The organism is Streptomyces sp. MH60, assembly GCF_002939385.1.
Taxonomy (GTDB): domain Bacteria; phylum Actinomycetota; class Actinomycetes; order Streptomycetales; family Streptomycetaceae; genus Streptomyces.
The window spans coordinates 100,234-119,065 of record NZ_MULI01000013.1 but is presented as its reverse complement, the minus strand read 5'-3'; the positions used below and the strand labels follow the sequence as shown (position 1 = coordinate 119,065).

The window sequence follows — 18,832 nt, the reverse complement described above, 5'->3', positions numbered from 1 at the left end:
CGGATTGACCACGCTCGCACCGGAACCTACCTTCGTCAACACGGCCGTGCGTAACGGTGCGTTGCCCTCCCCTTCCTCAGTGTGAGGCCGGTGCGTGCCATGGACATCTCCTTTCTCGGCGGACCAGCTCCGCAACGCGGGGTCGGCGTGGTCGCCCCGTTCGACTTCGCACTCGATCGCGAGCTGTGGCGATGGGTGCCCGACGACGTGTCACTGCACATGACCCGGACGCCCTTCGTGCCCGTCGAGGTCAGTCTGGACCTCGCCCGGATGGTCAGCGAGCACGAGACCCTCGGCGAGGCGGTGCGCACCCTCAACGCCATCGCGCCCCAGGTCGTCGCCTACGCCTGCACCTCGGGCAGCTTCGTCGGCGGCATCGCCGGGGAACGCGCCATGTGCGAGGCGATGACCTGGGCGGGCGCGGTCCCCTCCGTCACCACCTCCGGCGCGCTGCTCGACGCGCTGACCGAGCTGGGCGTACGCCGGGTCGCGCTGGTGACGCCGTACACCGTGTCCGTGACCCGGTCGCTGGAGGCGTACGTCGCCGAGGCCGGTGTCGCCGTCACCGGCTGCGCCTTCATGGGACTGACCCGGCACATCTGGAAGGTCCCGTACCGCGACGTGGCCGACATGGCGCGCCAGGCCGTGCCCGCGCCGGGAGCGGCGGACGCCCTGTTCATCTCCTGCACCAACCTCCCCACCTACGACGTCATCCCGCAGCTGGAGGCCGAGCTGCGCATCCCGGTGATCTCGGCCAACCAAGTGACGATGTGGGCGGCACTGCGCCGACTGGGTACCCCTGCGGTGGGGCCGTACCAGGCGCTGACCGATCCGGCCGCGCGCATCGGCCCCGCGGCGACGGGTGCGGCCGGTCCCGCGGTGGTGGGACCGGTGGGCCCCGTCGACCCCGCGGTGGCGGGCCCGGTCGGACCCGCGGCGGCGGACATGCCGGGCGTCGGTGACGGCCCGGACACGGAACAGCAGCAGGAAGGGTGGACATGACAGCACTGGGATTCCTGTACCCGGGCCACTCCGGCGAGGACGACTACCCACGCATCGAGCAGCTCCTGGGCAGCGACATCCGGGTGGACCTGGTGCACACGGACATCGGCGAGGACGCCCACCGGGTGGACGCGCTCCTGGAGATGGGCTCGCCGCGGCGGCTGGAGGCGGGCGTGGCCGAACTGCGGCTGGCCGGCGCCGACGCCGTGGTGTGGGCCTGCACCAGCGGCAGCTTCGTGCACGGCTGGGAGGGCGCCCACGAACAGGTGCGCGCCCTGGCCCAGGCGGCGGGGATGCCGGCCTCGTCCACCTCCTTCGCCTTCGTGCACGCGGCGAAGGAGATCGGGGTGCGGCGGGTCTCGATCGGCGCGACCTACCCGGACGACGTGGCGCGGATCTTCGCGGACTTCCTCGGCGCCGCCGGCATCGGGGTGGCCGACGTGGTCAGCTCGGGCATCATCACCGCGGCGGAGGTCGGCACCTGGTCCGAGGAGGAGGTGCTGGCGCTGGCCCGCGCCGCCGACCGCCCGGACGCCGGGGCGGTGCTCCTGCCGGACACGGCCCTGCACACGGCGGCCCACATCCCGGCCCTGGAGAAGGAGCTGGGCAAGCCGGTCCTCACCGCGAACCAGGTCACCGTCTGGGAGGGCCTGCGCCTGGCCGACCGCCGGGTCAACGCGCCGGAGTTGGGCGCGCTGTTCACGCGGGAGCCGGTGGTGCAGGCCTGAGGCGGGTGCGCCGGGGAACGGGCCGGGGGCGGGTCCGGAGCGAGGAGCCGCTCCGCACCCGCCCCCGGTGTCGCCGGACCGGTCAGGGTGTACGCAGCGCCCACCAGGTGTCGGGGCCGACGATGCCGTCGACCCCGATCTTGTTGTGCCGCTGGAACGCGATGACGGCCGACCGCGTGGCCGAGCCGAACTCGCCGTCGATCCCGTACCGGCCGACCGAGTACCCGAAGTACGTGAGGAGGGCCTGGATCTCCTTCACGTGCGCGCCCCGGTCGCCGTAGTCGGTGTAGCGGCTCCCGTCGTAGTAGCCGCAGGCGAACCCGATGAAGTCGTAGAGCCCGCAGTACCGGGTGCCGGGGCCCGCGGCCCGCTGGGGGCCGGCGTCCGGAGCGGCGGCGGCGGTGCCGGCCGCGCCGAACAGCGCCCCGCAGACGGCCAGGATCACCAGTGCCTTCTTCCCCCGCATGGTCATGTCCCTTCCGTGGACGGATCGGTCGCCGGAAACGCTAGGGGGCGGGTGCGGCCGTGGCATCCAACGAGGGTGCGACAACGAGCGTGGTAGGCCGGGTAAACCGGCGCGGTACCCGCGGGCGCGGGGAGCCGACACGGAAGAACCCCGGGCCGCGTGAGCGGGACCGGGGTTCTCGTCGAGCGCTGGGCAGGCCTTGCACCTGCATTTCCCCACGGGAAGTGGGGCGTCTTTCCTTGGACCACCAACGCAGTGCCCGTTGCGGGGAGTTGGTCCCCGTGATCAGGCAAGATGATCGTACCGCAGCTCCGGGCGGGGTGCACATCGAGCGCCGAACGTTCATGTAGACGGACGTTGATCCCGAATATGAACATGCGGAGGCGCGTCTGAACTCTTGTCAGCTCCCAGAGCTCCCCCTATTCTCACGCCGAGAAAGCGCTTTCCGCCAGCGTGTGATTGACATGATCACGCCATGGCGTCCGTTCCGGCATGTGAAGGCGAATGGGGAGACCGAGGATGAGACGACCAGTCGCGCTGCGACTCCAAGCGGCACTGGGCACGCTGGCCCTCGCGGCCGCGGCCGGTGTGGTGCTGACGATGCCCGAGGCGGCGGCCGCGGCCGGCGGCGCCACCGGCTACGCGACCCAGAACGGCGGCACGACCGGCGGCGCGGGCGGGCAGACCGTGCGGGCCACCACCGGCACCGCGATCCACCAGGCCCTGTGCGGCCGGGCCAGCAGCAGCACCCCGATCACCATCGAGGTCGAGGGCACCATCAACCACGGCAACACCAGCAAGGTGTCGGGCGACAGCTGCAGCACCGCGGCCGACAAGATCGAGCTGAAGCAGGTCAGCAACATCACGATCGTCGGGGTCGGCGGCGGTGCCGTCTTCGACCAGCTGGGCATCCACATCCGGGAGTCCAGCAACATCGTCATCCAGAACGTGACCGTACGGAACGTCAAGAAGTCCGGCTCGCCCACCTCCAACGGCGGCGACGCCATCGGCATGGAGAGCGACGTCCGCAACGTCTGGGTCGACCACTCCACCCTGGAGGCCTCCGGCGGGGAGTCGGAGGGCTACGACGGCCTCTTCGACATGAAGGACAACACCCAGTACGTGACCCTGTCCTACAGCGTCCTGCGCAACTCCGGCCGCGGCGGGCTGATCGGGTCCAGCGAGAGCGACCGGTCCAACGGCTACGTCACCTTCCACCACAACCTGTACGAGAACATCGACTCCCGGACGCCCCTGCTGCGCGGCGGGATCGCCCACGTGTACAACAACCACTACAAGAGCCTGAACGAGTCCGGCATCAACTCCCGGGCCGGCGCCAAGGCCAAGGTGGACAACAACTACTTCGAGGACTCCAAGGACGTCCTCGGCACCTTCTACACCGACCAGGCCGGCACCTGGCAGGTCAGCGGCAACATCTTCGACAACGTGACCTGGTCCGAGCCCGGCGAGGACAACAACCCGGCCGGTCCGAACCCGCAGTCCAACACCACGGTGTCCATCCCGTACTCCTACAGCCTCGACGACGCCTCCTGCGTGCCGTCCGTCGTGAGCGCGACGGCGGGCGCGAACAAGGGGCTGAAGGTGTCGGACGGCAGCTGCACGCCGCAGAGCCCGGACCCGACCGACCCCACCGACCCGGACCCGACCGACCCCGACCCGACCGACCCGACGGACCCGGACCCGACCGATCCGCCGAGCGGGACCAACCTGAGCGTCGGGGCGGGCGCCGACGGCTCGTCCAAGGCGAGCGGCACCAGCTACGGCAACGTGCGCGACGGTGACCTCGGCACGTACTGGTCCCCGGCCGGCACGACCGGTTCCATCTCCGTCAAGTGGTCCTCCGCGACCACCGTCGCCAAGATCAACATTCGGGAGGCGGCCGGTTCCGAGGGCACCATCGGCTCCTACCGCGTCGTCGACCACGACACCGGCGCCGTCCTGGCCTCGGGCAGCGGAGCGGGCGTGATCGGCTTCTCCCCGGTCTCGCTGGAGAAGATCACCTTCGAGATCACCGGCGCCTCGGGCACCCCGAAGGTCGCCGAGTTCGAGACGTACGCGGGCTGACGCGGCCCGGCGGGCGGGGTGTGACCGGATCGCGGCTCCGGGCACGCCCCGCCCTCTTGCGCGGGCGCGGGACAATGGACGGTGGCCCACTCCACCGGAGTGCCCCCGCACCCGGGGACGGGCCGTCGTCACGTACGAGGAGGAGAAGACATGGCGGAGCCCACGCCGCGTCGGCACGAACCGCGGCTACGCCCCGCGCCCCTGCTCTTCGAGCCGGCGGAGGCGGCCGCCGATCCCGAGCACTTCTTCGACCTCGAGTCGATCGACGACCCCCGGGCCCTGCTGGAGCGGGCCACCGAGCTGACCCACGCGTTCCGCGCGGCGGCGGACCGGGCGATGGAGTACCAGGCGATCGCCGCGGCGCAGCTGGCCGATCCCAGGCGGTTCGACCGGCTGACGGCCGCCGACATCGCCGAGCGCGCCGAGTGGACCGAGGACTACGCCAAGAAGATGGTCGAGTTCGGACGGGACCTGATGCGCGGCGAACCGGCCGAGTGAACCGGGAGCCGGCCAGCGGGGCGGCCGGGCGGCCGAGTAGCCAGGGCGCATATGCCAGGAGGGTGGGCAAGATACTCCCCTCCCGGCCGCCGTGTCCCGGTTTCCGGTAACCCGGCGGAGCGGATTGCGCACGCCCGGTAGACATGGGCGGTATGAGCAGCCCACGCAATGCCACGCCCCACGTCTCGGACGTCACCTCGGACGGCGCCGCCTGGCTGGCCTCGGCGGGCGCGTACCCGCGCAGCACGCTCTCGCTCTGGGAGGAGCGGCCCGACGCCCCGGTCGTCCTGCCCTGCGGTTCCGCCTTCGACGTGGTGAGCGCTCCCGCGATCTTCGGCCGCCGGATGCTGGACCGGCTGTGGGACGACGGCCCGGGTTCGGGCCCGGTGGCGGAGTTCCGCGGCCGGATGCTGCTGTTCGCCGCGCCGGGCACCGCCCAGCGGCTGCCGTCGCTGCTCGACTGGGAGGAATGGGGCGCCCGCGGCCGGGAGGACGGCCGCAGGGGTGAGGTGCCGCCGCTGCTGTGCCACGGCGCCGGGGACGCGGTGACCGTACCGGCCCCCGCGGGGGCGCCCCCGCGCTCCGGGTCCCGCTGGCTGGTGGCCCCGGACACCCGCCAGCCGTGGCTGCCCGGCCCGGAGATCCTGCTCTGGGCGGCCGTGCGGGCGGCCCGCGCGGCGGTGCGGATTTCGATTTTTCCTCCCGCCGACCAGGGTGCTAAGGTCTACGACGTCAGCAGGCGCCGCTAGCTCAGTTGGTTAGAGCAGCTGACTCTTAATCAGCGGGTCCGGGGTTCGAGTCCCTGGCGGCGCACGATGGCGATGGCGAGGCGTGTTCGCGGAAAGCGCGAACCTCCTCGCCATCGTTGTTTTTGCGCGGCTTCGCCGCGCGTTGTGGGGGCTTCGCCACCCACACCCCCCCCGCGCGGTGGTCCGGGGATGGTGGGCTCGCGCAGGGGCTGCGTGGTCCGGGGATGGGTGGGGCGCCGGGGTTCTGGTTCGTGTGGGGTCGCCCGCCGTGGGCGGGGCTTGGTTCGCGTGGGTGTTGCCGCGGGCTGTGGGTGTGGGCCGGTCCGGGTGTCGCCGTGGTCCCGGGGGTATGGCTCGCCCGCCGCGGTTGTGGGTGTCGGCCGGTCCGGGTGTCGCCCGCTGTGGCCGGGGGGGCGGCTCGGGCGGGGGTCCGTGGAGTCCGGGGACGGACGGTCAGCCGGGGGTGATCTGTACGGTCCAGGTGCCCGACTGTGTGCGGTCCTCGACCTCCACCCGTACGTTGTCGCCCGGCACCGTGAAGCTCTCGCCGAGTGCCACGGGAGCGTCGGCGAGCGGGGGGTAGACCGAGTCGGCCCAGCAGGCCTCGGTGTCCGGGTGGGCGTCGACCACCTCGACCGGCCCGCCCCCCGACTCCGCCCCGCTGTGCACCCGGTACACCAGCACCCCCGCCCGGCAGGAGGAGACGTCGTTGCCGACCGGCGTGCGCACCTCGAAGGCGAGCGCGCTGCCCGCGCCGGTGCGCACCACCGCCAGCTTCGTGCCCCGCCCGAGGCCGAAGGCCGGCGCGCCGGCGGCGCCGGTCACCACCACCCCGGGGCCCGCCCCCAGCGGCTCCAGCGTCAGCCGGGTCGGCTCGCCGCCCCGCACGCAGGCCACCTGCCGGGGCTGCAGCCAGCCCAGCTTCCACTTGTGCCAGCCGAGCAGGTCGGGAGAGAGCCCGAACTGGCTGCCCATCAGGTCCCAGTCGCCGACGTGCGTGTCCCAGTCGCCCTTGCCGTCCACCGGCCGGTGGTACAGGTCGGGCAGGTCGAAGACGTGCCCCGTCTCGTGGGCCAGCACCAGCCGGTCCGGCGGATGGTTCTCGAAGACCGTGACCACCCGCCGGATGTCGGTGCCGTCGGCCCGCATCGGGGTGTCCAGGTTGACGACCTTCGTGGCGTCGGAGTCCACCCCGGGCGCGTCCGGGTCCGCGACGAAGTAGACGACGTCGTACCGGGAGAAGTCGACGTACCGGTCGGACGCGGCCAGCGCGTCGCGCAGGTAGGCGGCCCGGTGCTCCGGGCTCCAGTCGCGCCGTATGGCGTACGACGTCGACGGGCTCGGCATCCGGATCCAGTCCCGCAGTGGATGCGGGCGGAGCGTGAAGGCGCCGTAGGAGGCGCGCCGGAAGAAGTCGCCGGTGGCGGGGAAGTGGTCGGCGGCCAGTTCCGCCGGTGACGTCAGCGGCTGGGAGTCGGGGAAGGACAGGAACACCATCACCGCGTCCAGGGTGCGGGCGGGCCGCGGGTACGTGGCGTTCCAGGTGTCCAGGCCCTCCGAGTGGTGCACGTCGGTGCGCTGGAGCGCGCAGGGCTCCGGGGAGAAGGGCTCGGCGACCGAGGGCGCGGTGATCAGCGAGGTCGCGGCGAGCGCCGACATCGTCGTGCACACCGCGGTGGTGCTGCGCAGCCTGCTCCGCGCCGCCCGCGCCGTGCCCGCCTCCCGGGGAGACCGCCTCAGGGGGAGCTGGCGCGGCACATGGACCTCCGGACGCGGTTGACGGGACACCGCGTCCAGCTTGTGCATGATTGTCGTATTGCGCCCTGTTCGCCTGCACCGGATGGGTGAGCCGGCCGGGATTTCGACGGAGTTCTCCCGGCCGACACCGCGAAGACACTCACGGAACGTCACAACTGGTCGGAGGCGTGACGGGCCCGTCCAGGTGTGAGCAGAAACGATCTGCCGGAGGGGTCGCTCGGTCCGGAACGCGGGACGGCGGCTGGAAGGGTCCGGTGTCAGCCTCTATGATCGGCACACTTTCCTGCACGAACAGAGCACGAACAGAGATCGAGGCACTGCGGGAGCGAGCGGTGAACGGAACCTCCGAAGGGCCGGCGCCCGCGGCAGACCTCGGCCCGGTGATTACAGAGAGTGACGACGGTCTGGCTCCCCGTGCCGGGCGTACGGGGCCGCCGACCTACCGGTCGGTGTTCACCGCGGCCCCGCTCGCCATGGCCGTCGTCGACGCCGAGGGCCTGGTCGTCAGCGCCAACGACACCCTGGGCACCCTGCTCGGCACCGACCCGGCCGCGCTGGCCGGCTGCGTGGCGGCCGATCTCGTCGACCTCGCCTCCGACGCCGGTACCTGGCACGCCTACCGCGAGGTGCTGCGCGGCCACCGGCCCCGGCTGCGCTGCACCAGACGGCTGAAGCGGGGCGACGGGCACTCCCTGTGGGCGCAGGTGACGGTCGAGCCACTGGCCGACTCCGGGGACTCCGGCGGCGGGGACACCCCGGGCCTGCTGCTCTCCGTCACCGACGTCAGCGCCCGGCGCGAGCTCCAGGCCCGGCTGCGCCACCTCCAGATGCACGACCCGGTGACCCGGCTGCCCAACCGCGCCCTGTTCTTCGAACGCCTGACGGCCGCGCTGGAGGCGGAGTCGTACGAGCACGGCGGCACCGGCCGGATCGGCGTGTGCTACCTGGACCTGGACGGCTTCAAGGCCGTCAACGACACCCACGGCCACCGCGTCGGCGACCGGCTGCTCGCCGCCGTGGCCGAACGGCTGACCAGGTGCGCGGAGGAGGCCGCCCACCCCCGGTCCGGCGCGCCCCTGGTGGCCCGGCTCGGCGGTGACGAGTTCGCCCTGCTGGTGGAGGACTCCACCGGCACCGACCAGCTCGCCGACCTGGCCGGGGCGGTCCTGGCGGCCCTCCAGCCGCCCTTCGAGCTCTCCGACCGCCGGCTGTCGGTCACCGCCTCGGTCGGCGTGGTCGAACGCCACACCGCCGGCACCACTCCCACCGCGCTGATGCAGGCCGCCGACACGACCCTGTACTGGGCCAAGGCCGACGGCCGGGCCCGCTGGACCCTCTTCGACCCCGAGCGCAACGCCAACCGCATGACCCGCCAGGCGCTGGCGGCCACGCTCCGTCCCGCCATCGAACGCGGCGAGTTCGCCCTCGAATACCAGCCGCTGGTCGGCATGGAGGACGGCCGGGTGCGGGGCGTCGAGGCGCTCATCCGCTGGAATCATCCTCAGTTCGGCGTACTGGCGCCGAATCGGTTCATCGCACTGGCGGAGGAGGATGGTTCGATCGTTCCCCTCGGCCGCTGGATCCTGCGCACCGCCTGCCACCAGGCCCGACGCTGGCAGCTGGCCCATCCGGACGAGCCGCCGATCTTCGTCAGCGTCAACGTGGCGGTCCGCCAGGTCTGGGACTCCGACCTGGTGGCCGACGTGGCCGGCACCCTGGAGGAGACGGGCCTCGCCCCGGAGCTGCTCCAGCTGGAACTGACGGAGTCGGCCGTGATGGGCTCGGCGGGGCGCCCCCTCCAGGTCCTCAAGGCGCTCAGCGACATGGGCGTCCACATCGCCATCGACGACTTCGGCACCGGCTACTCGAACCTGGCCTACCTCAGTCGCCTGCCGGTCTCGGTGCTGAAGCTGGACGGCGCGTTCGTCCGGGGCTTCCAGTACGCGGCCGTGTCCGACGCGGGACCCGGCGAGGTGGCCAACCCGGCCGACGAGGTCATCGTCGAGGCGATGGTCCAGCTCGCCCACCGCCTCGGCCTGACCGTCACCGCCGAGTGCGTGGAGACCTCGGACCAGGCGACCCGGCTGCGCCGCATCGGCTGCGACACCGGCCAGGGCTGGCTCTACTCCCGGCCGGTGGCACCGGACCGCATCTCCGCGCTGCTGGGCCACGCGGGACCCGGCGGCCCCGCCGGGGTTCAGGCGGGCGTCGGCAACCCGTAGGCGTCGGCGATCAGTTCGTAGGAGCGCAGGCGTACGTCGCCGCCGTGGGCGTTGGCGGTGAGCATCAGCTCGTCGGCGCCGGTGCGCTTCTGGAGATCGTCGAGGCCGGAGCGCACCTCGTCGGCGGTGCCGTGGATGACGTTGGCGTTCCAGGTCCGCACGAACTCCTCCTCCATCGGGCTGAAGTCGTACGCCTCGGCCTCCTCCGGCGCCGGCACCAGACCCGGGCGCCCGGTGCGCAGCCGGACCATGTTCAGCGCGGCCGCCAGCACCTGCCTGCGGGCCTCCTTCTCGTCGTCGGTGGCGAGCGCGGAGACCCCGATGAGGGCGTACGGGGCGTCCAGGACGGCCGACGGGCGGAAGGAGTCGCGGTACAGGTCGAGCGCCGGGACCGTGTTCTGCGCCGAGAAGTGGTGCGCGAAGGCGAACGGCAGCCCGAGGGTGCCGGCCAGCCGCGCGCTGAACCCGGAGGAACCGAGCAGCCACACCGGCGGCCGGTGCGCCGACTGCACGCCCCCGGGCGAGGTGGCCTGCACGGGGCCCGGGACGGCGTGGATCCGGGCGTACGGGTGGCCGTCCGGGAAGTCGTCGTCCAGGAACCGGATCAGCTCGGCGAGCTGCTGCGGGAAGTCGTCGGCGCCCTCGTTCAGCCGGTCGGTGCGGCGCAGGGCGGCGGCGGTGGCCCCGTCCGTGCCGGGCGCCCGGCCGAGACCGAGGTCCACCCGTCCCGGCGCCATGGCCTCCAGCGTCCCGAACTGCTCCGCGATGACGAGCGGCGCGTGGTTGGGCAGCATGACGCCGCCGGACCCGAGGCGGATGCGGTCGGTGTGGGCCGCCAGGTGGGCCAGGATCACCGCGGGGGAGGACGAGGCGACACCGGGCATGGAGTGGTGCTCGGCGACCCAGTACCGCTGGAACCCGCGGGCCTCGGCGAGCCGCACGATGTCCACGCCGGTCCGCAGCGCGTCGGTGGCGGTCCGGCCGGCCCCGACGGTCACCAGGTCCAGTACGGAGAGGGGGACGGGAGCGGTGCCGTGGGCGGTGCCCCGGATCTCCTCTGCGGCGTCTGCGGGCATGGTGGGGTGCCTCCTGGGCTCGACGTGTTCGTACGCGGGTCGTTTCGCGACGTAACAGGAGGGGGCCTCCGGTTATTCCCCGGCCCGGTCACCGCGCCAGCCAGGCCCCCTCACGCATGATGACCCGGCCGCGAAGCTCAGGTTCTCCTCGCCAGGCGCGCACCGTCGTCGGCTCGACGCGCAGGTAGAGGAAGGGGCCCTGTTCCGTCCGCGGATCCCAGCCGAACTTGGCCGCGAAGGCGTCGGCGGCCTCCCGCGGCACCTCGCTCGCGGGAAACGCCTGCGCCTCTCCCTGCAACATCACCACGTCGAAGGTGTCCGGCAGCGACAGGCGTACGCGCGGCTCCTCACGTACGTTGCGCGCGCTCGCGGAGGACGCACCGGTGCACATCCAGACCGCCCGTCCGTCCCACAGGAACCACAGCGGCACCTGGTGCGGCCCGTGGTCGGGGTGCGCGGTCGACAGCCACACGTCGCGTTCCGTGCTCAGCCGGTCCAGGGTGTCGCGCCTGCGCTCCGCCGTGGTGCGGCGGGTGGTCTCCGTAGCGTGCATGGACGCCGACCTTAAGCATCGCGGTCGCGACGCGCATCGGGCGCAGGTCCTAGGCCGAGGCGCCGACGCCCCGGCCGCGTCAGCTCCGGGGTGAGTTCCGGACGGCGGCGAGGAAGGCGGTGAAGGCGGGGGCGGGGAAGGTGAGCACGGCTCGGGCGGGGGCCTTGGAGTCGCGGACGGCTATGTGGGGGTGGTCGAGGGCGACCTCGACGCAGGCGTTGCCCTCGCCGCCGCCGGAGTACGACGACTTCTTCCATGCGCCGCGTGTCATCGGGTCACAGCTCCTTCGCCAGCCGGTGAATGAAGTCACGGGAACGTTCGGGCTCGAAGGCTACGTCTTCCACCCTACGGAACAACGTTCGAAAGTGGCTCAGTTGAGCTTCGGCATCGACGAAGACGGTGCCGTGTGGTGTGTCCCGGACGACGGTGTCCAACTGGGGGACGGGTCCGCCCGCGTACACCATCGCGCTGCCGGCGCCTGCGAAGCCGGTCACGGTGAACGGAATGACGCGTACGGTCACGTGGTCGGACTCGGAAACGCTCAGGATGTGGGCGAGCTGAGCCTTCATGCCGACGTCGTCGACCACCTTGATGCGCAAGGCCGCTTCATGGATGACGGCTTCGTACGGGATCGGCTCCGAGCGCTCGACGATGGTCCTGCGCTTCATGCGGTGATCAACCCAGCGCTGGATCTCCTCGCCCGAGAACTGAGGATTGACGTAAGAGAAGAGCGCACGAGCGTAGTCAGCGGTCTGCAAAAGCCCCGGCACGTGCAGGAAGTCCACGTCCCACCGGAAAGACGCGTGATGCTCCAACTCGGAGAGGTCCAGGAACGGGTGGGGCAGTGAGCCCCGGTACTCCTCCCACCATCCATATGTGCGACCGATGGCCATCGTCACCAGCGCCGCGATCAGGCCCTCGTCCGCACAGGCGTAGTGGGCGGCGAGACGTCGTAGACGCTCCTCGCTCACACCTGCGACGCCGGATTCGATCTGACTGATCTGAACGGAGTTCACGCCGAGGAGACTTGCCGCCTCGGTCGCCTTGAGGCCTGCGGACTCCCGCATCTTTCGCAGCTCGATCCCCAGGCGCTCCTGGCGCGCCGTGCGGGTGCGTCTGGGCGGCACGACTCCTCCTTGTTCAACGGCCGTCCGCGAGCGGCCCGTTCGAGGCAAGGTTACGCGATCCACTTGCTCTGTAATGAATTTATGCCCTACCTTCAGTGACGTAGGGCGCACTCGCTGCGACTTCGAGGTGCCGGAAGTGCACCGCTTTGCCCTGTCATGGCAAGGCGGCATAGACACCGGCCTGCTCGCACCCACCCCATCCCCGAAGGGAACCGGCATGCCCGAAAGCGATCCGTGGGAGTACTCCCTCTACATCCCGAACGATCCCAGAGCCGTCACCGTCTGCCGTCGGACCCTGCGGCTGATCCTGACCATGCACGGCCTGAGCGGGATGGTCGACCTCGCCGAACTGCTCGCCACGGAGCTGGTGTCCAACGCCGTACGGCACACCAAGGGCCCCGCCGCGCTGCGGGTGCGCTGGTCCGGGGGTGGAGTGCTCAGGCTTGGGGCCTGGGACGCGGACCCCTCGCCGCCGGAGCCGCCGCAGCCGTTCGACCGGGCCGTGGACCGGGAGGACGGGCGGGGACTGGCGTTGGTTCGGGCGTGTGCCGACGTGTGGGGGTGGCAGCCGCTGGCCCGTGAGGGCAACAGGGGCAAGTACGTGTGGTGCGAGCTGGGTGTGGCTTGACAGGCCGGTCAGCGGGTCACGCGGTGGCGGAGGTGGACGACGTTCGCGCCGAAGGTGCGGGACTCGGCGAGTTCGAGCTTCACCCGGCGCTCGGACCGGGGGAAATACGGGGTGCCGCCGCCGAGCAGTACCGGGTGGACCATGGTCCGGTACTCGTCGATCAGGTCGGACGCGGCGGCCCCGGCGGCGAGGGTCGCGCCGCCGATGGCGATGTCGCCGTCGCCCGGCTCGGCCCGCCAGCGCTCGATCTCCTCCGCCAGGGTGCCGGACGCCAGGCGGGTGTTGGTGCCCTGGACCGTCGACAGCGTCCTGGAGAACACCACCTTCGGGAGCGCCTTCCACAGCGCGGCCCACTCCAGCTCCGCGGCGCCGAGCGGCTCGTCTTGCTCGGCGGTCTCCCAGTACAGCATCGTCTCGTACAGCCGCCGCCCCAGCAGGTGGACGCCGGCCTCGCGGATCTCGTCCGTCCAGTACCGGAAGACCGCCTCGTCGGGGTCGCTCCAGTCGATGTCGCCGTTCGCGTCGGCGATGTAGCCGTCGAGGGACACGTTCATCGAATAGGTCACCCTGCGCATCGGAAGGCCTCCTCGGTAGCCGGTCGGGTCCGACAGTACGGGCACCGACGGCGGTGCGGGGCGACTGCCGGTGAACCGCGTGTCAGACTCCCGCGACCGACTTCCCCGCGGCGTGAGCAGGCGTCAGGCGGCGATGTCGGCTGCGAGCCGGTCGGCAGCGGTGCGGGGCTCGCGGCCGAGGAGTTCGGGGCGTCGGTCCCGGCGAAGGCGGACGTGTCCAGGCAGCCGGACCCCGAGAGGTTGCCGGGGCGGTGGTCAGGGCCGCCAGGCCGCGCGGTGTTCCGCGAGGTGGGCCAGCACCGCGTGGTTGGCCTCCCAGCCGTCCGGGAACTTCACCAGCGTTCCCAGTTGGACCGGTTCCGTGGACGGATAGTCGTCCAGGAGGTCGCCCACGCCCTCGCGGCAGACCACGATGCAGGCGTGCCGGTGCCGGGAGGCCAGGACGCACAGGCGGCCGGTCTCCAGGTGGAAGGCGGTGGCGTCGGGGCGGCCGGAGAGCGGGTGCAGGACGACCGTGACGTCGTACTCGCGGCCCTGGAGGCGGTTGGCCGTGTCGACGGTCACCCCGCCCACCCCGAGGTCGGCCAGCGCCGCACGGACGGCCGCCGCCTGGTCCCGGTGCGCGGTGCCTACGGCGATGCGGGCCGCGGTCAGCGGAGCGGGGTCCGGGGAGCGCTCGGAGGTCGCCCGGCCCTCCCGGTCGAGGAGACGCCGGACCACCGCCGCCACCGCGCGCACCGCCTCCGGGTCGGTGCGCGGCGTGTGCCGGGCGGGCAGCTCCAGCAGGCCCCAGCCCGAGGCGGCGGCCTCGTCGATCACCTGGTCGGGACCCGAGCCGTCCGACGGCACCGCGAAGGCCAGACTCCGGTCCCCGTGGTCCGTGCCGCTGCGGAACGGCGTGTACGGGTAGAAGGCGTCGGAGACCAGGCGGGCCGCCGACGCCGGGAGCCGCCAGGAGACCGGGAGGCGGTGCTGGGGGAGGCCCGGGTTGTGGGCGAGGAGGGTGGTCACCGCCGAGGACGACGGGTCGTAGGCCAGGCCCGCCCACTGCTCACTGCCCACCGTCGCGAACGGGTCCAGCTGGCCCGGGTCGCCCACGAACAGCGCCCGCTCGAAGAGCCCGGCGACCGCGAGCAGGGAGTCCGAGCGCATCTGGTAAGCCTCGTCGACGATCGCGTGCCGCCACGGCTCGTCCACCTTGACGTGTGCCCACTTCGCCGCCGTCGACAGGACGACGGCCTGCCCGGCGAGGTCGGCGGCCTTCGCCGACTTGCGGACGTTGGCCAGCGCGTCGAGCGCCTTGTCGTAGGGGTCGGCGTCACTGCTGTGCAGGCGGCCCACCGGGAGGTCCGGGTTCTTCTCGGCCAGGCGCAGCACCAGGTCGTCGACCTGGGCGTTGGTCTGCGCCACCACCATCAGGGGGCGGCCCGCCTCGGCCAGCTCCAGCGCCGCCCGCACCACCAGCGTGGACTTCCCGGCGCCGGGCGGGGAGTCCACGACGACACCGCGCTCCGTGCCGTGCAGGGTGTCGTGGAGGATCGCCGCGGTGGCGCGGGCGGCCTCCGCGCCGGGGTCGAACGCCGCGGGGGCGGGTGCGGCAAGGGCCTCGGCGGTCACAGCACGTCCTCCTCGGTCTGGGCGTCGGCGGCCTCCGGTACCGCGGCCGCCTCACCGGGCGGGCCGCCGTGCGTCCACGGCGTCTGCTCCGGGTCGGGGAGCTTCGCGCCGCCGCGCTGCTCGTGCTCGAAGAGCGTGAAGCAGACCAGGTCGCCCTTCTCCGGCACCGACCCCGCCTCGGGCTCCTTGCCGCGGCCCATCTTGTCCATGATCCGCAGGACCAGCGTGCCGTCGTCGGGGCCGCCGGCGGCGTCGTCGGGGTACGCCGGTCCGACGTACTCGGCCGTCTGGGGCTTGCCGCCCAGCGAGCGGTAGACCTTCACCCGCTCGCCCAGGTGCGGGCGGTCGTCCGTGCGGACCGTGACCAGCGGGCGCGGACTGGGCCGCTTGCTCTCGCTGTACGCCATCACGACATCGACGACCTCGCCCGCGAACGCCTCCCCGGACAGCCGCCGCCCGGCCATCACCAGCGGATCGTCCAACGCCTCCTGGGCCTCCAGGCGGGCCTGCTCGCGCTCGCGCGTGGCCAGCTTGTTCGCCGCCGTCACCGCGTCGTCGCGGCGCGGCTGCGGGGGCTCACCGGCCAGGATGCGGTCCCGGTGGGAGGTGAACGACCAGCGGTCGCGGGTCCAGCGCTCCTCGGCGTGCGCCCCTTCGGGCAGCTCCCGCAGCAGGTCCAGGCCCCGCCACACCGCGTCCCAGGTGGGCCGGGTCCGGCTGTCGACCAGGGCGCGGATCTCCCGTTCGGCGGCGGTGAGCGCGCCGAGCCGCTCGTCGGCCTCCAGGCCGTCCTCGGCGGCGGCCAGCGCGGTGCGGGCGCGGTCGTGGCGCTCGATGGCGGGAGCGAGCAGCTTGTTGTCGAAGGCCGGGTCGGTCGCCGGGCCCGCGGGCGGGCACCGCAGCTGGCCGTCGGCGTCGCGGGCCAGCTCGGCGCGGCGGGCGGCCTCGGCGCCGGTCAGGCCGGGCTCCGGCGCGTGCTCGGGCGCGATCCACGCGAGCAGGGCCCCCAGGTGCTGGTCCTCCAGCGTGGACTGCCCGGTCGCCCAGTGCCGGCCGAGCAGGTCGGTCATGGCGAGGAGGAGGGCGGAACCGGGCACGCGGGCCCGCTCGCCGTAGTGGGTCAGCCACCGGCCGAGCAGCGGCACCCGCGGCGGCGCCGGGTGCGGAGTCTCCGGGTCCTGCTCCGCCGTACGGCGAAAACGCATCGACCGGCCCAGCAGCCGTACGAAGTCGATGCCCGCGCGGCTCGGCACGACCAGCTGCGCGGCGTCCGCGCACAGGTCGACCTCGACCTTGACCCGCTTGCCCGTCTCCGGGTCGGTCTCGGTGCGCTCGGCGGCCTCGACGCTCTCCGCGTACGCCTCGATGTGCGGCAGCACGATGTCGGCCAGGTCGGCCAGGAACGCGAAGCGCAGATCGCGGTCGCGGGGCTGCGGCACGACCAGCAGGTGCGGCGCGTCCCGGTCGGTGCCGACCAGCGCGCCGAGCGGGGCCCCGGCCTCACCGGCGGTGGTGAGCGGTACGAAGACCAGCGGACGGTCGGACAGGTGCCGGTGCCGGACGGTGGCGGCGGGCTGGGCCCGGCCGGTGCGCACGGCCTCCAGCCGGGCCAGCGTGGTGATCAGCGTCACGCGGGCACCCCGCCCGCTCCGATGCCGCCGCCCGCGGCTGCGCCGGCCCCCGCCCCCGCCGTCGCGAGTGCCTCCGCGCGCAGCCGGGCCGCCCTGCGCAGCGCGGCCACCGCCGGGTCGTCCGGATCGCCGGCCTCCCCGCGGGCCGCGGCCAGCACGTCCTCGACCGTGGAGAGACCGCCCAGCTCGGCCCGCACCGGGCGGCCCAGGGAGGTGACCGCACCGGCCTCGCGGGACCGGGCACGGCAGTGGAAGGCCAGCTCGCACGCGGACAGGCACTCGGGCGCGTACGTCGCCGGGACCGCCTCGACCGCCGCCGCCAGCTCCTCGGCCGGCAGCTCCGGGGAGAAGCAGACGCCCTCCGGCAGCGCGTCGGCGATGTCCTCGACGCGGGTCAGCCGGGCCAGCTGGCGGGCGGTGACGGCACGCTGCTTGCGCACGTCGACGGCGGACGCGGTGGGCAGGTTGGAGAAGTCCTTGGGGCAGACGAGCAGCACCCGGTGGCGCACGCGCGGGGCCGGGTCGAGCCGGGCGGCGACCCGCTCCAGGGCCAGCACGTACACAGCCGCCTGCCGCGCGGCGGCACCGACCTTCGCCGGGTCGGCGGAGCCGTCCAGCATGGGGAAGGACTTGATCTCGACGACCGTCCAGCTGCCGTCCGGATGCACCACCACGGCGTCCGGCTCCAGGAAGGCGGGCGAACCGGCGACGTCCAGCGCGAGCATCGGATGGTCGAGCAGCGTCCACGCGCCGGGTGCGCCGCCGGCCTCGCGCAGGGCCAGCGCCGTGCGCGCCGTACGCCCCTCGGGTCCGGTCGCGGTCAGGTCGGGCACCTGCGCCCGGGCCTCGGCGGGCGGCTCGGCGCCCCGGTCCAGCTTCTCGTGCACGAGCCGCAGCAACTCGGCGCCGCCGTCCGCCTTGACCTTCGCCTCGAAGGCGTTGCCCCGGGTGAGGGCGAACTGCGACTGTCCGAAGGCCGACGGCGACCCCAGCGCACTGGCCAGGGAGGCCTTGTCCACGCCCGCGCCGTCGAGGATCGCGCGCCGGCGGCACCCCGGGTTGGCGGCGAGGGCGGCCAGGGCCCGGGCGTCCAGCGCCTTCGCCGGTACGTCGGGACCGCGCAGCTCAGCGAGCCGGTGCCGGAGTCTCGTCCCCCGCGTCCGAGGGGGCGGGGTCCGGCTCGGCCCCTGGTCCGAACCGCTGCTCGCGCTGCCGTGGAAATCGCTCACCCGCGGAAGTCTGGCATCCGCCACTGACAATCGCGGAACCCGCGCCGTCCCGGGCGGAGTCGGGGGCGGACGCCGAGGCGCTCGCGGAGTCGGCCGCGGCCGGTGCGAAACGGGCCGTGAACCGGGTCCGCGCCCGCTCCGCGATCCGCAGCACGAACGGCGTCAGCAGCAGCCCCGCACCCATCACGGCCGCACCGGCGACCGCGTCCAGGAAGTAGTGGTTCGCGGTGCCCATCACCACGATCGTGGTCACCAGCGGGTAGACCACACCCGCCACCTTCGCCGTGCGCGTGCCGCCGTGGCGCCACAGCATCACCCCGCACCACAGCGCCCAGCCCACGTGCAGGCTCGGCATCGCCGCGTACTGGTTGGTCATCCCGCCCAGGCCGCGCGGAGCGCTCGCCTCGCCGCCCCACCAGCCGTACGAGCTGTACTGGGCCATCGTGTCGACGAACCCGTGACCGGCGTCCAGCAGCCGGGGCGGGCAGGTCGGCAGGAGGGTGAAGCCGATGAGGCCGATGAACGTGGACGTCATCAGCCAGGTGCGGGCGGCCCGGTAGCGCACCGCACGGGAGCGGAAGAGCCAGATCAGGATCGCCGGCGTGACCACGTAGTGCAGCGACGCGTACCAGAAGTCCGCCGGTACGCCGATCCACGGCTCGCGCGTGAAGAGGCGGTTGAGGGGGTGCTCCGCGTTGAGGTGGAGCGCCTTCTCGATGTCCAGGATGGCCAGGCCGTGGTCGACGGCGTCGGAGACGTCGCCCCGCACGAGCAGGCGTCCGGCGCTGTAGCAGGCGTACACGAGGACGATGAGCGGCAACTCGGTCCACCAGCGCAGCCGAGGGTGCGGGGCCGCCTCGGTGCCCGGTGTCTCGGTGTGCGGCAATC

18 protein-coding genes and 1 tRNA gene are annotated in these 18,832 nt (G+C 73.0%); 8 read left to right on the top strand and 11 right to left on the bottom strand.

The window, feature by feature from the left end:
- Positions 1–99 precede the first annotated feature (99 nt).
- Positions 100–1,002 (top strand): maleate cis-trans isomerase family protein, encoded by a 903-nt coding sequence (locus BZZ08_RS12125; protein ID WP_104632185.1) that lies wholly within the window; start codon positions 100–102, stop codon positions 1,000–1,002.
- On the top strand, positions 999–1,730 hold the full coding sequence (locus BZZ08_RS12120; RefSeq protein WP_104632184.1) for a maleate cis-trans isomerase family protein: 732 nt from the start codon (positions 999–1,001) through the stop codon (positions 1,728–1,730). Before BZZ08_RS12125 ends, BZZ08_RS12120 begins: the two co-directional genes overlap by 4 nt.
- An 82-nt stretch (positions 1,731–1,812) precedes the next feature.
- Here the strand turns inward: BZZ08_RS12120 and BZZ08_RS12115 are convergent, their stop codons facing one another.
- Positions 1,813–2,202: a peptidoglycan-binding domain-containing protein gene (locus BZZ08_RS12115; RefSeq protein ID WP_157953334.1), complete on the bottom strand. Its 390-nt coding sequence runs from the start codon at positions 2,200–2,202 to the stop codon at positions 1,813–1,815.
- Positions 2,203–2,715: 513 nt separating this feature from the next.
- Here BZZ08_RS12115 and BZZ08_RS12110 point away from each other — a divergent pair.
- The 4 genes from BZZ08_RS12110 (at position 2,716) to BZZ08_RS12095 (ending at position 5,592) form a co-directional block, all read left to right on the top strand.
- A complete protein-coding gene (locus tag BZZ08_RS12110; protein WP_104632182.1) occupies positions 2,716–4,281 on the top strand; it encodes a pectate lyase family protein in 1,566 nt (521 codons plus the stop codon).
- A 150-nt stretch (positions 4,282–4,431) separates the two neighbouring features.
- Positions 4,432–4,779 carry a hypothetical protein gene (locus BZZ08_RS12105; protein WP_104632181.1) on the top strand — a complete coding sequence of 116 codons (348 nt, stop codon included), beginning with the start codon at positions 4,432–4,434 and terminating at the stop codon, positions 4,777–4,779.
- Positions 4,780–4,931: 152 nt separating this feature from the next.
- Positions 4,932–5,528, top strand: a complete 597-nt coding sequence (locus tag BZZ08_RS12100) for a bifunctional DNA primase/polymerase (protein ID WP_104632180.1) — start codon at positions 4,932–4,934, stop codon at positions 5,526–5,528.
- Positions 5,519–5,592, top strand: a tRNA-Lys gene (locus BZZ08_RS12095). The genes BZZ08_RS12100 and BZZ08_RS12095 overlap by 10 nt, the downstream gene beginning before the upstream one ends.
- A 389-nt stretch (positions 5,593–5,981) precedes the next feature.
- On the opposite strand, the gene BZZ08_RS12090 is transcribed toward BZZ08_RS12095, so the two are convergent.
- On the bottom strand, positions 5,982–7,334 hold the full coding sequence (locus BZZ08_RS12090) for a M6 family metalloprotease domain-containing protein (RefSeq protein ID WP_104632179.1): 1,353 nt from the start codon (positions 7,332–7,334) through the stop codon (positions 5,982–5,984).
- 284 nt (positions 7,335–7,618) lie between these two features.
- On the opposite strand from BZZ08_RS12090, the gene BZZ08_RS12085 reads away from it, so the two are divergent.
- Positions 7,619–9,508: a putative bifunctional diguanylate cyclase/phosphodiesterase gene (locus tag BZZ08_RS12085; RefSeq protein ID WP_104632178.1), complete on the top strand. Its 1,890-nt coding sequence runs from the start codon at positions 7,619–7,621 to the stop codon at positions 9,506–9,508.
- On the opposite strand, the gene BZZ08_RS12080 is transcribed toward BZZ08_RS12085, so the two are convergent.
- The 4 genes from BZZ08_RS12080 to BZZ08_RS12065 form a co-directional block, all read right to left on the bottom strand.
- Positions 9,484–10,584 carry an LLM class flavin-dependent oxidoreductase gene (locus tag BZZ08_RS12080; RefSeq protein WP_104632177.1) on the bottom strand — a complete coding sequence of 367 codons (1,101 nt, stop codon included), beginning with the start codon at positions 10,582–10,584 and terminating at the stop codon, positions 9,484–9,486. The two genes, BZZ08_RS12085 and BZZ08_RS12080, sit on opposite strands and share 25 nt — an antisense overlap.
- Before the next feature lie 88 nt (positions 10,585–10,672).
- Positions 10,673–11,137 (bottom strand): pyridoxamine 5'-phosphate oxidase family protein, encoded by a 465-nt coding sequence (locus tag BZZ08_RS12075; protein WP_104632176.1) that lies wholly within the window; start codon positions 11,135–11,137, stop codon positions 10,673–10,675.
- 79 nt (positions 11,138–11,216) lie between these two features.
- Entirely contained in the window at positions 11,217–11,408 is a 192-nt protein-coding gene (locus BZZ08_RS12070) for a DUF397 domain-containing protein (protein ID WP_104632175.1), read from the bottom strand.
- A 4-nt stretch (positions 11,409–11,412) separates the two neighbouring features.
- Positions 11,413–12,264 carry a helix-turn-helix domain-containing protein gene (locus BZZ08_RS12065; RefSeq protein WP_104632174.1) on the bottom strand — a complete coding sequence of 284 codons (852 nt, stop codon included), beginning with the start codon at positions 12,262–12,264 and terminating at the stop codon, positions 11,413–11,415.
- Between the two features lie 217 nt (positions 12,265–12,481).
- On the opposite strand from BZZ08_RS12065, the gene BZZ08_RS12060 reads away from it, so the two are divergent.
- Positions 12,482–12,892 carry an ATP-binding protein gene (locus BZZ08_RS12060; protein ID WP_104632173.1) on the top strand — a complete coding sequence of 137 codons (411 nt, stop codon included), beginning with the start codon at positions 12,482–12,484 and terminating at the stop codon, positions 12,890–12,892.
- Positions 12,893–12,900: 8 nt separating this feature from the next.
- Here BZZ08_RS12060 and BZZ08_RS12055 read toward each other — a convergent pair whose 3' ends face one another.
- The 5 genes from BZZ08_RS12055 to BZZ08_RS12035 form a co-directional block, all read right to left on the bottom strand.
- Positions 12,901–13,467 (bottom strand): dihydrofolate reductase family protein, encoded by a 567-nt coding sequence (locus tag BZZ08_RS12055; RefSeq protein WP_104632172.1) that lies wholly within the window; start codon positions 13,465–13,467, stop codon positions 12,901–12,903.
- A 255-nt stretch (positions 13,468–13,722) separates the two neighbouring features.
- Positions 13,723–15,084 carry an AAA family ATPase gene (locus BZZ08_RS12050; protein ID WP_104632171.1) on the bottom strand — a complete coding sequence of 454 codons (1,362 nt, stop codon included), beginning with the start codon at positions 15,082–15,084 and terminating at the stop codon, positions 13,723–13,725.
- Entirely contained in the window at positions 15,081–16,715 is a 1,635-nt protein-coding gene (locus tag BZZ08_RS12045) for a hypothetical protein (RefSeq protein WP_198601429.1), read from the bottom strand. Before BZZ08_RS12045 ends, BZZ08_RS12050 begins: the two co-directional genes overlap by 4 nt.
- On the bottom strand, positions 16,712–17,944 hold the full coding sequence (locus tag BZZ08_RS12040; RefSeq protein WP_446750253.1) for a hypothetical protein: 1,233 nt from the start codon (positions 17,942–17,944) through the stop codon (positions 16,712–16,714). Before BZZ08_RS12040 ends, BZZ08_RS12045 begins: the two co-directional genes overlap by 4 nt.
- Positions 17,841–18,830, bottom strand: a complete 990-nt coding sequence (locus BZZ08_RS12035) for a phosphatase PAP2 family protein (protein ID WP_104632170.1) — start codon at positions 18,828–18,830, stop codon at positions 17,841–17,843. Before BZZ08_RS12035 ends, BZZ08_RS12040 begins: the two co-directional genes overlap by 104 nt.
- Positions 18,831–18,832 lie beyond the last annotated feature (2 nt).

Excerpts from the sequence above, each read along its gene's own strand:
- BZZ08_RS12125 (WP_104632185.1), top strand. The coding sequence starts at position 100 with ATGGACATCTCCTTTCTCGGCGGACCAGCTCCGCAACGCGGGGTCGGC.
- BZZ08_RS12120 (WP_104632184.1), top strand. The coding sequence starts at position 999 with ATGACAGCACTGGGATTCCTGTACCCGGGCCACTCCGGCGAGGACGAC.
- BZZ08_RS12115 (WP_157953334.1), bottom strand. The coding sequence starts at position 2,202 with ATGACCATGCGGGGGAAGAAGGCACTGGTGATCCTGGCCGTCTGCGGG.
- BZZ08_RS12110 (WP_104632182.1), top strand. The coding sequence starts at position 2,716 with ATGAGACGACCAGTCGCGCTGCGACTCCAAGCGGCACTGGGCACGCTG.
- BZZ08_RS12105 (WP_104632181.1), top strand. The coding sequence starts at position 4,432 with ATGGCGGAGCCCACGCCGCGTCGGCACGAACCGCGGCTACGCCCCGCG.
- BZZ08_RS12100 (WP_104632180.1), top strand. The coding sequence starts at position 4,932 with ATGAGCAGCCCACGCAATGCCACGCCCCACGTCTCGGACGTCACCTCG.
- BZZ08_RS12090 (WP_104632179.1), bottom strand. The coding sequence starts at position 7,334 with ATGCACAAGCTGGACGCGGTGTCCCGTCAACCGCGTCCGGAGGTCCAT.
- BZZ08_RS12080 (WP_104632177.1), bottom strand. The coding sequence starts at position 10,584 with ATGCCCGCAGACGCCGCAGAGGAGATCCGGGGCACCGCCCACGGCACC.
- BZZ08_RS12075 (WP_104632176.1), bottom strand. The coding sequence starts at position 11,137 with ATGCACGCTACGGAGACCACCCGCCGCACCACGGCGGAGCGCAGGCGC.
- BZZ08_RS12070 (WP_104632175.1), bottom strand. The coding sequence starts at position 11,408 with ATGACACGCGGCGCATGGAAGAAGTCGTCGTACTCCGGCGGCGGCGAG.
- BZZ08_RS12060 (WP_104632173.1), top strand. The coding sequence starts at position 12,482 with ATGCCCGAAAGCGATCCGTGGGAGTACTCCCTCTACATCCCGAACGAT.
- BZZ08_RS12055 (WP_104632172.1), bottom strand. The coding sequence starts at position 13,467 with ATGCGCAGGGTGACCTATTCGATGAACGTGTCCCTCGACGGCTACATC.